Origin of the sequence: Nitrobacter vulgaris (assembly GCF_002028545.1) — a bacterium.
Taxonomy (GTDB): Bacteria; Pseudomonadota; Alphaproteobacteria; order Rhizobiales; family Xanthobacteraceae; genus Nitrobacter; species Nitrobacter vulgaris.
Window position 1 is genome coordinate 80,212 of sequence record NZ_MWPQ01000019.1, and the last position, 14,410, is coordinate 94,621.

Here is a 14,410-nt window from a genome sequence, read left to right on the forward strand (position 1 = left end):
GGCGTACTGCGTACTTGAGGCCGCAAGCTTACACCCCGCTTTTGGCGTGAAAATCGCCCGCTTGCGGCCCGATTTCGTTATTATGGCATTGTCAGGCTTTCCTTTGCGATTGAGCGTATGTCCGGACCCAAATCGCTGCTTCGCCGACTAACCCAACGTGGACCATGGATCGCGCTGGCGGTCGTTGTTGTGACGCTGGCCGCCGCGCCCGCGTCGGCGCAGTTTTTCAACTTCGGTTTTGACCGCCCGGCGTCAGCCCCGGCGCGTCGCGGCGGAGGTGGGGGCGGAGGCTGGTTCGGTTCGGACAATCCTTTCTTCGCACCCTTTCAACAACCGCCGCCAAGGCAACAACAACAGCAGCAGCAGCGGCCAGCCGAAAATAATTCACACGCGCCACCGCCTGAAAAGCGGGACACGGTGCCCGAGCGCAATGTGCTGGTGCTCGGCGATGCCATGGCCGACTGGCTTGCTTATGGCCTCGAGGATGCTCTTAGCGAGACGCCCGACATGGGCGTGATCCGCAAGCATAAGACGGTTTCCGGCCTCATTCGCTATCAGCCGAAGGGCGAGCCAGCGGATTGGGCGGCCGCGGCGAAAGCCATTCTTGCGACCGAAAGACCGGATGCCATCGTGGTGATGCTCGGGTTGCACGATCGCACGTCGATTCGCGAAGTGCCGGAAAAGGACAAGAGCGGCAAGACGGACGACAAAGCGGACGACAAGAAAAAGGCCGATGCTGACAAGAAGGAGGGAGCCAAGAACGACAAGACGGATGAAGCCGCCACCGAGTCCGACGGAAAGCCGGCCGATTCCGAACTATCTCCGGACGAGGCCGTCGGCGATCAGTCCGCCATTGCCAAGGAGAAAAGCGCACGTTCGCCCAACGGAGTTGCCGAGTTCCGCAGCGATCGCTGGGCCGACCTCTACAGCAAAAAGATCGACGAAATGATCACGGTGCTCAAGTCGAAGGGCGTGCCGGTGTTCTGGGTCGCCTTGCCTGCTTTGCGCGGTACAAAATCAACTGCCGAGATGCTGTTCCTCAACTCGCTTTATCGGGATGCTGCGGGTAAGGCGGGTATCACATACGTCGATATCTGGGACGGGTTCGTCGACGAGGCTGGCCGTTATATCCAACAGGGGCCGGATTTCGAAGGTCAGACCCGCCGTCTGCGCTCATACGACGGCGTATTCTTCACCAGGGCGGGCGCGCGCAAGCTCGCCCATTATGTCGAGCGTGAGATCACGCGCGTGCTGGCGGCGCGGTCGGGGCCGGTCGCAATCCCTACTGAGCCTGGTACGCCCGACACCGACATCAAACCGGGGCAGCCGGCGCCGCGTCCGCTGGCTGGACCGATCGTGCCGTTGGTGGCCTCCTCATTCGGGACCGACCAGTTGCTCGGTGGTCCCGGCAGCCGCCCCGCGGCGATCGACGCGCTGGCTGCGCGAACGCTGGTGAGGGGCGAACCGCTATCCGCGCCCGCCGGGCGTGCCGACGATTTCGTCTGGCCGCGGCGCGAGGTCGGCCTTGAACCAGCCAAGGGCGATGTGCCGGTTGCCGGGGCATCGGAGGGTAACAACGCCGCTTCGGCCACGAAGCCGAACAAGCCGCGACCCGTTTCTTCTGCTCAGCAAGCGCAGTCGAACGGATCGTCGGGAGCCCGCGCCTTCCAGCCTGCGCAGGCGGGAAGATCGCAAGCGCCGTCACGTCCGCCTGCTGCTTTCGGACTGCCAGGATTCTTTTCGGATCTGTTCTCGCGATAGTTGCCGAATCGGCCCGACGTTTCGATTCATGACTGCGCTGACAAAAGGAAAGCAATCAGAAGGCAACTATATTTTTTGTTTGATGCGTTGTTTCGCGCACATTCGCTTCATGCGAGCACGATAAGGTTCGCTGCGGTCTTATTCTCCCAGCTGTGCCCTGTAGTCGTCGAGTACGCCTTGCACGCGGTAGCAACTCGTTGCGTCAGGCGTGAAGCTCACCCACTTTTTCTCCGCCTCAACGAACACCTGCGAATTCTTTTTGCCGTGCGCGTCGCCGGTTGCCATGTTTTCCTTGTCGGATTTCGAAAGATAGGGATCGAGCGCTCTCAGAAGATACTCAGCTTGACCGGGCGTAATCAGGTTCTGTTCCTCGCAACGCGCGGCAGCGGCGAAGAATGAGCCGGCGCTAACGGCGACATAGCGGGACATTGCCTGTGCAGGTGCGATCGGAAGGATGACGATCAAGAAAACCACCCAACGCGATGTCGCCACTTCGCCGCCCCCCACTTTGTCATGACAGTAACGTGCGGAGGACGGCGATCAATTCACAGATTGTCACTGTGCACGGTTTACGTTCGGCGTGTGGATGATTGGCGATGCATGCCTACAAATTGGCCAATTCCAAGATGAGATCGGTTGCCGGGGCGGCCTTGATAACGACCAGAAATGATGCCGCCGAATAACAAGCCGCGCGGCTCATCGTGGCAGCGTGGTAGATCCCATAAGCATCTGGTCGATGGCGCGAGCACACAGGCGCCCCTCGCGGATCGCCCATACGACCAGCGATTGGCCGCGGCGCATGTCGCCGGCCGAGAACACTTTTGGTAGCGAGGTTTGAAAGTCCTGCGTATTGGCGCAGACGTTGCCACGCTGGTCGAGGTCGAGGCCGAGCGTCTTGAGCAGACCCTCGTGCACCGGATGCACAAAGCCCATCGCCAGTAGCACGAGATCGGCTTCCAGCGCGAAGTCACTGCCTGCGATCGGCTGAAACTTGCTGTCGACATGTGCGCAGTGCAGCTTGGTCACCTTGCCGTCGATGCCGGAAAATTTCTGAGTCAGGACCGCGTAGTCGCGCTTGGCGCCCTCGGCCTGACTCGACGATGTGCGCATCTTCAAGGGCCAGTTGGGCCAGGTCAGCGCCTTGTTCTCATGCTCCGGCGGCGCCGGCATGATTTCGAGCTGAGTCACCGATTTAGCGCCCTGCCGGAACGAGGTGCCAATGCAGTCCGAGCCGGTGTCGCCGCCGCCAATCACCACCACGTTCTTTCCGGTCGCGAAGATGTCCGGCGCTTCGAACTTTTCGTTGCCATTGCGACGATTCTGCTGCGGCAGGAAATCCATCGCGAAGTGAATGCCGTCGAGATCGCGGCCGGGGATCGGCAGATCGCGTGGCGCTTCCGCGCCGCCAGTCAAAGCCACCGCGTCATAATCTCCGACGAGCTGCGCCGGATCGATCGCGTCGGCCGCGCTGCCGCCGATCGGCTTGCCGTAGTGGAAGATCACGCCCTCGGCCTGCATCTGCGCCAGGCGGCGATCAATGATGTGTTTTTCCATCTTGAAGTCGGGAATGCCGTAGCGCAGCAGCCCGCCGGCCTTCGCGTTCTTCTCGTAGACATGCACTTCGTGGCCGGCGCGCGCGAGCTGCTGCGCGCAAGCAAGGCCGGCCGGGCCGGAGCCGACCACGGCGACTTTCTTGCCGGTCTTTTGCGCCGTGACCTCCGGCTTCAGCCAGCCATTGTCCCAGGCGCGGTCGACGATGGCGCATTCGATCGTCTTGATGGTGACGGGATTGTCGTCGATGTTTAGCGTGCAGGAGGCTTCGCACGGTGCCGGACAAATGCGGCCCGTGAACTCCGGAAAGTTATTGGTGGAGTGAAGCGTTCGCGAGGCCTCCTCCCAATTGCCCTGATAGACGAGGTCGTTGAAGTCGGGGATCTGGTTGTTGACCGGGCAGCCGGATGTGCCCGGCGCGACCGAGCCGGTGCCGTGACAATAGGGGATGCCGCAGTTCATGCAGCGCGCAGCCTGGTCGCGCGTCTCTTTCTCGGATAGCGGGATCACGAACTCCTTGAAGTTCGTCACACGCTCGCTGACCGGCGCATATTTGCGGTCGTTGCGGTCAATCTCGAGAAAACCTGTAATTTTACCCACGGCTGTTCACACTCACGGTAGAAAAAAGGGAAAGAAGTACCAGTAACTAAACCCGATCACTGCACCCAGAACCAACATCCATGGCTCCAGCGACCGTTGACGAGATAAGCTGCGAGAGGCACTGCCAGCGCAACTGTTAACGACAGCAGCCGATGTACGGTCGCGAGTCGCTTTTGCCACGCCATTCAACCTACGCCCCGATCGCGATCTTCGGTTCGGCGTCGGCGTCGGTCTTCATTTCCTTTAGCGCGCGGCGGTATTCCACCGGCATGACCTTGCGGAATTTCGGCAAGTAGGCCTTCCAGTTCGCGAGAATATCTTCGGCGCGTTTCGAGCCGGTGAGCTTGGCGTGGCGCATGATCAGAACGTGCAGCCGCTCGACATCGGAGCTCAGCAGATTCTGGAATACATCGACGCGTCCGTGCGCCTCGAGGTCGCCGCTGTGATGATAGGTGCCGGCATTGATCATCTCTTCCGACAGCACCGGCTCGAGATCGACCATCGCGAGATTGCAGAGCTTCGGGAAATCGCCCGTCTCGTCGAGCACGTAGGCGACGCCGCCGGACATGCCGGCCGCGAAGTTGCGTCCGGTCTTGCCCAGCACGACGACGATGCCGCCGGTCATGTATTCGCAGCAATGATCGCCGGCGCCCTCGACGACCGCGACCGCGCCGGAGTTGCGCACGGCGAAGCGCTCGCCGGCGACGCCTCGGAAGTAGCACTCGCCCTCGATCGCGCCGTACATCACGGTGTTGCCGACGATGATCGACTCTTCCGGGACGATGCCGGAGTTTGCAGGCGGCCGCACGATGATTCGTCCGCCGGAAAGGCCCTTGCCGACATAGTCGTTGCCTTCGCCCTCGAGGTCGAAGGTGATTCCGCGCCCGAGCCACGCTCCGAACGCCTGTCCCGCGGTGCCCTTGAGGTGGACCTGGATGGTGTCGAGTGGCAGGCCGGCATGGCCGTAAATCTTCGCGACAGTGCCTGACAGCATCGCGCCGGCTGAACGGTCGGTGTTGTTGATCGTGGTCTCGATCGTCACTGGTGCGCCACGGTCAAGCGCCGGCTTCGCCTGCGCGATCAGCTTGCGGTCCAGCACCTTGTCGAGGTGATGGTTCTGCTCCTCGGCGTGATAGACCTTCTGACCCGGCGCTTCCTTCTGCCGGTAGAACAGCTTCGAGAAGTCGAGCCCCTTGGCTTTCCAGTGCGTCACCAGCGCGCTCTGATCGAGCATTTGCACCTGGCCGATCATTTCGTTGAAGGTGCGGTAGCCGAGCTCGGCCATGATCTCGCGCACCTCCTCGGCGACAAAGAAGAAGAAGTTGATAACGTGCTCAGGCTGGCCGGTGAAGCGCTTGCGCAGCACCGGATCCTGAGTCGCGACGCCGACCGGACAGGTGTTGAGATGACACTTGCGCATCATGATGCAGCCGGCGGCGATCAGCGGCGCGGTGGCGAAACCGAATTCGTCGGCCCCGAGCAGCGCGCCGATCACGACGTCGCGGCCGGTGCGGAAGCCGCCGTCGACCTGTACGGCGACGCGCGAGCGCAGCTTCTCCCGCACCAGTGTCTGGTGGGTTTCGGCAAGCCCGATCTCCCACGGCGAACCGGCGTGCTTGATCGAGGTTAGCGGCGAGGCGCCGGTGCCGCCCTCGAAGCCGGCGATGGTGACATGATCGGCGCGGGCCTTGGCGACGCCTGCGGCGACCGTGCCGACGCCGATCTCGGAGACGAGCTTCACCGAAACCAGACTGTCCGGATTGACGTTCTTCAGGTCGTAGATGAGCTGTGCGAGGTCCTCGATCGAATAGATGTCGTGATGCGGCGGCGGCGAGATCAGGCCGACGCCCGGCGTTGAGTGACGCACGCGCGCGATGGTCGCGTTGACCTTGTGGCCGGGCAACTGTCCGCCTTCGCCGGGCTTTGCGCCCTGCGCCATCTTGATCTGCATCATATCCGAGTTGACCAGATACTCCGTAGTGACGCCGAAGCGCCCCGAGGCGACCTGTTTGATCGCCGAGCGCATCGAGTCGCCGTTTGGCATCGGCTTGAAGCGGTCGGCTTCCTCGCCTCCTTCGCCGGTGTTCGACCTGCCGCCGATCCGGTTCATCGCGATCGCGAGCGTGGTATGAGCTTCACGCGAGATCGAGCCGAAGCTCATGGCGCCGGTCGCAAAGCGCTTGACGATTTCCTTTGCCGGCTCGACCTCGTCGAGGGCGACGGGTTTGCGCTGGTCGTCTTCCGCGGTTTTGAACCGGAACAGGCCGCGCAGCGTCAGCAGGCGCTCGGACTGTTCATTGAGTGTCTTTGCGAACGCGCGATAGCGCTCCTGCGAATTGCCGCGCACCGCGTGCTGCAGGTTGGATACCGACTCGGCAGTCCATGCGTGATCCTCGCCCCGGGTGCGGTAGGCGTATTCGCCACCGACATCGAGTGCGGTCTTATAGATTTGCACGTCACCGAACGCATCGGCATGACGGCGCACGGTTTCTTCCGCGATTTCGCTGAGGCCTACGCCTTCGATGCGGCTGTGCGTGCCGGCGAAATACTTTGCGATGAATTCGGCCTTCAATCCCACGGCGTCGAAGATCTGCGCGCCGCAATAGGATTGATAGGTCGAGATGCCCATCTTTGACATCACCTTGAGCATGCCCTTGCCGATGGACTTGATGTAACGCTTGACGATTTCCTTGTCGTCAAGGCTGCCTGGCAGGCGTTCCCTCATCGCTATGATGGTCTCGAACGCCAAATAGGGGTTGATCGCCTCCGCGCCGTAACCGGCGAGACAGGCGAAGTGGTGAACTTCGCGCGGTTCGCCGGATTCGATGACGAGGCCGACCGAGGTGCGCAAGCCGACGCGGATCAGATGATGATGCACGGCGGCGCAGGCGAGCAGCGAGGGAATCGGAATCCGGTCGATGCCAATCAGACGGTCGGACAGGATGATGATGTTGACGCCTTCGCGGACTGCGGCTTCTGCGCACGCGCAAAGTGCGTCCAGCACCTGCTCCAGGCCGTCGGCGCCAACGCTGGCGTGGAAGGTGATATCGAGGGTGCGCGAGACGAAGTGCGACTCCGCGACATCGGAGATCGAGCGGATCTTCTCAAGGTCGGCGTCAGTGAGGATCGGCTGCCGCACCTCGAGCCGTTTGGTCGAGGCGAGACCTTCGATATCGAACAGGTTCGGCCGCGGTCCGATGATTGAGACGAGACTCATCACCAGTTCCTCGCGAATGGGGTCGATCGGAGGGTTGGTGACCTGTGCAAAGTTCTGCTTGAAGTAGGTAAAAAGCTGCTTGGGACGGTCGGACAGCGCCGAGATCGGCGTGTCGTTGCCCATCGAGCCCGATGCTTCCTCGCCGATGGACGCCATCGGCGTCAAAAGGATGTTGATATCTTCCTGCGAATAGCCGAATGCCTGCTGACGATCCAGCAACGGCAGGTTCGAACGGGCGGTTTTTGCTGGCGCGTCCGGCAGGTTCTCGACCTGTATTTGGGTGCGGCCAAGCCACGCCCTGTATGGATGGCTGTTCGCCAATGTGGCCTTGATCTCATCGTCAGGAATAAGGCGTCCCTGCTCGAGGTCTACCAGCAGCATTTTGCCTGGCTGTAGCCGCCACTTGGTGATGATTTGATCTTCCGGAATCTTGAGCACGCCCATCTCGGACGCCATCACGATGCGGTCATCGCTGGTGACCAGATAGCGCGCCGGACGCAGGCCATTGCGGTCGAGCGTCGCGCCGATCTGGCGGCCGTCGGTGAAGGCGATCGCCGCCGGACCGTCCCACGGCTCCATCAGTGCCGCATGATATTCATAGAAGGCGCGTCGCTCTTCATCCATCAGGGGATTGCCCGCCCACGCCTCGGGGATCATCATCATGACCGCGTGCACGAGCGAATAGCCGCCCTGCACCAGGAATTCGAGGCTATTGTCGAAACAAGCCGTGTCGGACTGGCCTTCGTAGGAGATCGGCCACAGCCGGCTGATGTCCTTGCCGTACAAATCGGAATGTACCGACGCCTGCCGCGCCGCCATCCAGTTGACGTTACCGCGCAACGTGTTGATCTCGCCGTTGTGCGCGACCATGCGATAGGGATGGGCCAACGACCAGGTGGGAAAGGTGTTGGTGGAGAAGCGCTGATGTACAAGCGCCAATGCTGATTCGAAATCCGGCTCGTGCAGGTCGGGATAGTAGCTGCCGAGCTGGTCGGCGAGAAACATTCCCTTGTAGATCACGGTGCGGCACGACATCGACACCGGATAATAGCCGGCGAGACCGCGCTCGCGGCGTTCGAAGATCGCCTGCGAGATTGACTTGCGCAGGATGTAGAGCCGTCGTTCGAACTCGTCCTCGGTCGCGGCGGTGCCGTTGCGGCCAATGAACACCTGCATGTTGGCAGGTTCGGTCGGCTTCACGGTGTCACCGAGCGAGGAGTTGTTGGTGGGCACCTCGCGCCAGCCGAGCAGGGTCAGGCCTTCGGCCTTGATCTGATCGGCGATGATGCTCCTGATGATCTCGCGCCAGGCGGTCTCGCGCGGCATGAACAGCGCGCCAACGGCGTATTCTCCGGCCCTTGGCAGCGTGAAACCAAGTTCCGTTGCCTTTCGTGCAAAAAAGACGTGCGGAATCTGTACGAGTATGCCCGCTCCGTCTCCGGCGCGCGGATCGGCGCCGACTGCGCCGCGATGTTCGAGGTTGCAAAGAATACTGATCGCGTCGGAAACGATCTGGTGCGACTTCCTGCCTTTGATGTTGGCGATGAAACCGACGCCGCAGGAATCCTTTTCCAGGGCGAGGTCGTAGAAGCCTTCTGCCGGCGGCCGCCAGGTATGTTCATAGACCGCCTGCTGATGCGCAGGTTCAAGCGGTTTCGTAACCGAAGCCGCTGTCAATGGTTCCAGTCCGGTGTTCTCCCGCTCGAACGATGGCGCGCTCATCTTAACTCCAGTACCCTTTCCCGGCCGGGATTTTCCATTCCGAAACGTCATCCGCGTCTTGGCGCCCCGTCGACGGTCGTGGCACCGATCGACAACTTTGGAGCACCACCCATACGCCGAGAGCCGAAGTTTTAGAGTTCAAACCAGGGCGCTCAAATCCCCGGCAGACTATGGCTCGTCATGCCCGACCGCTTCGGAGGACCGCATTTCGCGGCAAGAGCTCTGCCAAGCCGATCGTCGAAACGCCGACAGTCGAGAATTAAGACAGTGTTGCTGTCCTAACTGTGACATTGCCAAATTTTTCTCTAACACACAAGCGTCTGAAAGTCCCTGATTGCGTGGCGGATGTGCGGCACGGCGCCCCGAATTTGCAGCAAACACGCCCTGGTCTCAAGGACTGCCCGATTCGGTGCCGAGATCGCTCCGCGGTGAAGTTGCGCCGGAGCGGCCATTGACGTTCAGGCCCAGGTGCCGGCAACGTCCGAATTCGACTGCCCGACCAGGCGCGGATGACCAAAACGGGTTGTCCACCATCGGCAAAATGCCGGGGCCGCGCAAAAAAAACGCCCCGGTCTTGCCGGGGCGCTGCGGTTTCTAATGACCCGAGGGTCGAAACGATCAGGCTGCCGCCTTTTCGACCGCCGGTGCGGCGGGCGTGCTGGTCGAGATCGGAATGCTGCGGGGCTTCTTGGCCTCCGGAATCTCGCGAACGAGATCGACATGCAGCAACCCGTTCTCCAGCGAGGCGTTCTTCACCTGAACGTAATCGGCCAGCTGGAATGCGCGTTCGAAGGCGCGGGCCGCGATGCCGCGATACAGCACCTCGGATTTTTCCTTGCCATTCTCATTGGCGACCTTCTCGCCTTTGATCGTCAGCGTGTTTTCCTTCGCGACGATGGAGAGCTCGTTCGGGGCAAAGCCGGAGACAGCGACGCTGATACGGTACGCATTCTCGCCGGTACGCTCGATGTTGTAAGGCGGATAGCCTGGCGCGTCGCCATTGACCTGATCGAGCAGATTGAAGAGCCGGTCAAATCCGACAGTGGAACGGTAAAACGGGGCGAGATCGAAAGTACGCATGGTTCAGTCCTCCATTGAGCGACATCATAAGAACCCGCCCGCCAATCGGGCCGGGCTTTCGTCTGTGTGCAGCCTGATGATCTGTTTCGGACCACTGGTAGCGGCCTGCACGAAAGTGATATGGGAGGGAATTCAGGCACGTTCAAGAGGCGGGGAATACGCCTGCTTCCAGGCGTCCCGCTCTTTCGGGCTTCTTCTCCAGCCGGTTCGGTCATGAGGCTTGTTTCAATCCCCGCAAATCCGGTTCCGGAGAATTGCGTTAGCGGCACCGTGAGAACCTCTGACGGGGTCGAGTTGCGCTTCGCGCGCTGGCCGCCGACGCAAGGGCGTAAGGGGACCGTCTGCGTATTTGCCGGACGCGGCGAGCAGATCGAAAAATATTTCGAGACCGTACGCGACCTGCGCGACCGGGGATTCGCGGTGGCGATGATCGACTGGCGCGGGCAGGGGCATTCGTCGCGGCAGTTGCTCGATCCGCGCAAGGGATACGTGCGCCGTTTCTCCGACTACGAAATCGACGTTCGTGCCTTCGTAAAACAGGTGGTGCTGCCGGATTGTCCGCCGCCATACTTTGCACTGGGGCATTCGATGGGGGGCGCAGTGCTGCTGCGGGTGGCGCGCGCCGGCAAGCGCTGGTTCGACCGCATCGTGCTGTCGGCGCCGATGATTGACCTGCCGGGACATCGCAATTCGCTCCCAGCGCGCGCGCTGTTGCGTGCGATGCGACTATTAGGGCAGGGCGGTCGCTACGTTCCGGGCGGAAGCGACCAACTCACCGGCGTTGCCAGTTTCGTCGGCAATCCCTTGACCAGCGATCCCGTGCGGTTCGCCCGCAATGTCGCAATCCTTGAGGAGGACCCCACGCTGGGAATTGCTTCTCCGACGGTGGCGTGGGCCGATACAGCCTTCCAGACGATGCACGATTTTCGCGTCGCAAGTTACCCGTCACAGATCCGTCAGCCGTTGCTGTTGATCGCGGCCGGCAATGACGCCATCGTCTCCACTCCGGCTATCGAGGAGTTTGCCTACCATCTACGCAGCGGGTTGCACCTCGTCATCGCCGGATCGAAGCATGAAATCCTGCAGGAACAGGGTCGCTACCGTGCCCAGTTCTGGGCCGCCTTCGACGCCTTCGTGCCTGGCACGCCGCTGTTCTAGTGTCCGATTCAACTGCGTGAATCAAACTCTAGCAATTCAGCAACTTCAGCGCGGCCTCGTGGACGCGGCGGTCGCCAGCGGCGACGACACGACCGCCGCCCTGTGCCGGCTTTCCTTCCCATGTTGTGATGACCCCGCCAGCCCCGGTAATGATCGGTATCAACGCCGCGATGTCATAAGGTTTCAGTTCCGTCTCAATGACGAGATCGAGATGGCCCGCGGCCAGCATGCAGTAGGAATAGCAGTCGCCGCCATAGCGGGTCAGCCGCACCTCGGCTTCGACTTTGCTGAATGCTGCGCGATCGTCGGGATTCATCAGGAGGGGACTTGTCGTGAACGAAGTTGCCTCTTGAAGTGATGGGCATCGCCGCACCGCAAGTTTGCGCCCGTCCGACGGTCCTCGATAGCGAGAGGAGCGGTTGTCGCCGCTGAACCGCTCGCCAATGTAGGGTTGATGCATCATGCCGAACACCGGCATTCCACGATGAAGCAGTGCGATCAGCGTGCCCCAGATCGGAAAACCTGCGATAAAGGATTTTGTGCCGTCGATGGGATCCAGCATCCAGACATATTCGGCGTCTTCGTTTTGATTGCCGAATTCCTCGCCGACGACGCCGTGCTCCGGAAAGTTCGCCTGGATCATCCGGCGCATGACGGCTTCGGCCGCTCGATCGGCCTCCGTTACCGGATCGAAGTCGCGACTGGCGCTCTTGTTTTCGACGCCGAGAAGAGTCGTTCTGAAAAATGGCAGGATGGTTTCGCCCGAGGCCGTCGCGAGACGGTCAATAAAGGCGGTAAAGTCAATCACCGTCACGCTATACCTCACCGGGCAATGTTCGGATGCTACGACCCCTAGCTAAGTCGCCTCCTATACATGTCCGGATCGGATATCGCATCGTCTGCCATTCCGTTGCGGCACAGTTTTCCCGCTCTCGCATTATCGCTGCGGGGGCCGGGACTGCATTGATCGTGGATCGGATGTTGCCGCCTTGAACGCTCTGGGTTGATCGGTGAGGATCGTGCCCGAAATCAAATTAAAATATTGAAATTACTTAATAAATTAACAGTTTGAGTCGAGACTCAATGAGCCGGAGAAGACCACATGGATGATGAAACTAGAGCTATTTGAAAGGAAATCGCCCGAAATCTCTTGCATTTTGTGCAGCGCGGTTACATATTGTTGCGGTGCGGTAGTCATCGCGCTATCGCTTGCCCTCCTTGGGCGTTTCCTCCCTAGACTTGGGTCGCTTGTTCGACGAGCGGCCCTTTTTCTTTGCTTCTTTGCGGCGGCTCTGCAAAAGACCATCCAGACTCTCGCCGTTCTCGTCGATCTGAACTTCAGAAACATTTGCAGCTATGGACTGCTGTTGGTCCCGGGTGCCAAGGCAATCTTTCCTTGCGGCACTTCCGAACATTGATTGAACGCCGGGAATCTACTCTGCGGCGGACCGGAAGGAGCCGAGATCGTCGAGCGGGATGGCGGCCAGGGCATCGGCGAGCGTCAGGAAATCCGTTGCAACCTGACGGAAGCGGGGTCCGCGCTCACGCCGCCGTTCGTCCATATAGACCGCTCGGTTGAGTTCGAGCTGAACCGCGTGCAGTCCGCTGGCCGGATTTCCGTAATGTTCGGTGATAAATCCGCCCGCATAGGGCTTGTTGCGGGCGAGCGAGTAGCCGAGGCCTCTCATTACGTCATCGATGACGTTGGGAAGCTGCGGCGCACAACTGGTCTCATAGCGATCACCGATCACGATGTCCGGTCGCTTCGGTTCATCAAGCGAGATTCCGGTCGATGGCATCGAGTGGCAATCCACAAGGATGACCGTTCCGAATGTCTGATGGGCCTTGTGGATCAGCCGCCGCAGCGCGCGATGATAGGGTTTGTAGAGCAGTTCGATCCGGCCGAGCGCATCATCCACGCCAAGACGCTCGCGATAGATTTCCTCGCCGTCGCCGACCACGCGTGGGATAGTGCCGAGACCACCGGCGACCCGCATCGATCGCGTGTTGGCGAAGCTCGGCAGCCGCCCGGTGAACATTCGAGGATCGAGCTCGTAAGGTTCGCGATTTACGTCCACGTAGGAGCGGGGGAAATTGACCCGAACCACCGGAAAGCCGGCATCGGTCAAGCCGCCGATCAATTCATCCATGAATGAATCTTCTGACCGGCGCAGGCCGGCGAGATCGATCCGCGAAGCGGACAGGAATTGCTCCGGATAGACCGAACCGGAATGAGGAGAGTTAAAGATGATGGGGGATCGCCATATCGCCGGCTCAGCGATTTCGAAAGGCGGTTGGTCACCGTCAAACTCGTTCATCGCCAGCGTCGTCCTCGCGCAGCCGCCTGTCGAACTTGTCTGGACAGGCGTTCCTGAATTTGCATTGTCGATAATCACGACCCTTCTGCCAAGCCAAAGTTCGTTTTCACTCCAAATTTACCAGATTTGGCTTATAGTGACTGCTCCTCCAGCCGGGCTCCAATGACCTCCATCATGCACAAAATCCTCCTTGCCGAAGACGACAACGACATGCGCCGGTTTCTGGTCAAGGCGCTGGAGAATGCCGGTTTCAAGGTATCGTCCTATGACAACGGCCTTTCAGCATATCAGAGGCTGCGTGAAGAGCCATTTGAAATGCTTCTCACCGATATCGTAATGCCGGAAATGGACGGCATCGAGCTGGCGCGCCGCGCTTCGGAACTCGATCCCGACATCAAGATCATGTTCATTACTGGCTTTGCGGCCGTCGCGCTGAATTCCGATTCCGAGGCGCCGAAGAACGCCAAGGTGTTGTCCAAACCTGTGCATCTGCGTGAATTGGTCAGCGAAGTGAACAAGATGCTGGCGGCTTGATTCATTATGTCCGCTGATCCTTGCCTGTCCGCGCGGGAGCCGATATAGGACCGGCGACCCCTTTCGGAAGTTTCCGGGCGCGTAGCTCAGCGGGAGAGCACTACCTTGACATGGTAGGGGTCACAGGTTCGATCCCTGTCGCGCCCACCACCCAGTGTGGTATTTCTCACATTTCCAGAGACTAACGAAAAAGGCCCGCTCTTGGCGGGCTTTTCCTCACTTCGATCTGCGGAGACACGGTCTCCGTGACCCGTCTGGGCTGATTTTGGGGCTCTGTCTCTGCGGCATAAATTCCCGTTCCTGGAAATTTTAACGTCCGCAGGAAAATTGGCGCCGATTGTCAATCGGCTCGCAAATTTGACCCCGTATCTGGAGTGGGCCCCTGGTGCTGGACGGGTAAGCAGAGTTGGATTGACCGGGTGGCCGGGCTTTTGGAGAAAAGCCCATGCCGAGACACCGATCCCACAGC

General features: G+C 60.4%; 9 protein-coding genes and 1 tRNA gene. 4 read left to right on the forward strand and 6 right to left on the reverse strand.

Features of this window, described 5'->3' with window-relative positions; genetic code table 11:
* Positions 1–117: 117 nt before the first annotated feature.
* Positions 118–1,761: an SGNH/GDSL hydrolase family protein gene (locus tag B2M20_RS04610; RefSeq protein ID WP_079445904.1), complete on the forward strand. Its 1,644-nt coding sequence runs from the start codon at positions 118–120 to the stop codon at positions 1,759–1,761.
* A 138-nt stretch (positions 1,762–1,899) separates the two neighbouring features.
* Here the strand turns inward: B2M20_RS04610 and B2M20_RS04615 are convergent, their stop codons facing one another.
* The 4 genes from B2M20_RS04615 to B2M20_RS04630 form a co-directional block, all read right to left on the reverse strand.
* Positions 1,900–2,253, reverse strand: a complete 354-nt coding sequence (locus B2M20_RS04615) for a hypothetical protein (protein ID WP_087881109.1) — start codon at positions 2,251–2,253, stop codon at positions 1,900–1,902.
* Positions 2,254–2,457: 204 nt separating this feature from the next.
* A complete protein-coding gene (locus B2M20_RS04620) occupies positions 2,458–3,912 on the reverse strand; it encodes a glutamate synthase subunit beta (protein ID WP_079445905.1) in 1,455 nt (484 codons plus the stop codon).
* 190 nt (positions 3,913–4,102) lie between these two features.
* Positions 4,103–8,851, reverse strand: a complete 4,749-nt coding sequence (gene gltB, locus B2M20_RS04625; protein ID WP_079445906.1) for a glutamate synthase large subunit — start codon at positions 8,849–8,851, stop codon at positions 4,103–4,105.
* Between the two features lie 618 nt (positions 8,852–9,469).
* A complete protein-coding gene (locus B2M20_RS04630; protein ID WP_079445907.1) occupies positions 9,470–9,931 on the reverse strand; it encodes an Hsp20 family protein in 462 nt (153 codons plus the stop codon).
* A gap of 213 nt (positions 9,932–10,144) precedes the next feature.
* On the opposite strand from B2M20_RS04630, the gene B2M20_RS04635 reads away from it, so the two are divergent.
* Positions 10,145–11,089 carry an alpha/beta hydrolase gene (locus tag B2M20_RS04635; RefSeq protein WP_079445908.1) on the forward strand — a complete coding sequence of 315 codons (945 nt, stop codon included), beginning with the start codon at positions 10,145–10,147 and terminating at the stop codon, positions 11,087–11,089.
* Positions 11,090–11,117: 28 nt separating this feature from the next.
* Here the strand turns inward: B2M20_RS04635 and hisN are convergent, their stop codons facing one another.
* Together hisN and B2M20_RS04650 are read right to left on the reverse strand one after the other, a co-directional pair.
* On the reverse strand, positions 11,118–11,903 hold the full coding sequence (gene hisN / locus B2M20_RS04640) for a histidinol-phosphatase (protein WP_079445909.1): 786 nt from the start codon (positions 11,901–11,903) through the stop codon (positions 11,118–11,120).
* A gap of 619 nt (positions 11,904–12,522) precedes the next feature.
* Positions 12,523–13,407: an N-formylglutamate amidohydrolase gene (locus B2M20_RS04650; RefSeq protein WP_079445924.1), complete on the reverse strand. Its 885-nt coding sequence runs from the start codon at positions 13,405–13,407 to the stop codon at positions 12,523–12,525.
* A gap of 171 nt (positions 13,408–13,578) precedes the next feature.
* Between B2M20_RS04650 and cpdR the strand changes: the two genes are divergently transcribed.
* Both cpdR and B2M20_RS04660 read left to right on the forward strand, forming a co-directional pair.
* Entirely contained in the window at positions 13,579–13,941 is a 363-nt protein-coding gene (gene cpdR / locus B2M20_RS04655; protein WP_274533938.1) for a cell cycle two-component system response regulator CpdR, read from the forward strand.
* 75 nt (positions 13,942–14,016) lie between these two features.
* Positions 14,017–14,091: transfer RNA gene (locus B2M20_RS04660), tRNA-Val, on the forward strand.
* Positions 14,092–14,410: the final 319 nt, after the last annotated feature.

Coding starts and splice junctions, on each gene's coding strand:
- B2M20_RS04610 (WP_079445904.1), top strand. CDS start 118: ATGTCCGGACCCAAATCGCTGCTTCGCCGACTAACCCAACGTGGACCA.
- gltB (WP_079445906.1), bottom strand. CDS start 8,851: ATGAGCGCGCCATCGTTCGAGCGGGAGAACACCGGACTGGAACCATTG.
- B2M20_RS04630 (WP_079445907.1), bottom strand. CDS start 9,931: ATGCGTACTTTCGATCTCGCCCCGTTTTACCGTTCCACTGTCGGATTT.
- B2M20_RS04635 (WP_079445908.1), top strand. CDS start 10,145: ATGAGGCTTGTTTCAATCCCCGCAAATCCGGTTCCGGAGAATTGCGTT.
- B2M20_RS04650 (WP_079445924.1), bottom strand. CDS start 13,407: ATGAACGAGTTTGACGGTGACCAACCGCCTTTCGAAATCGCTGAGCCG.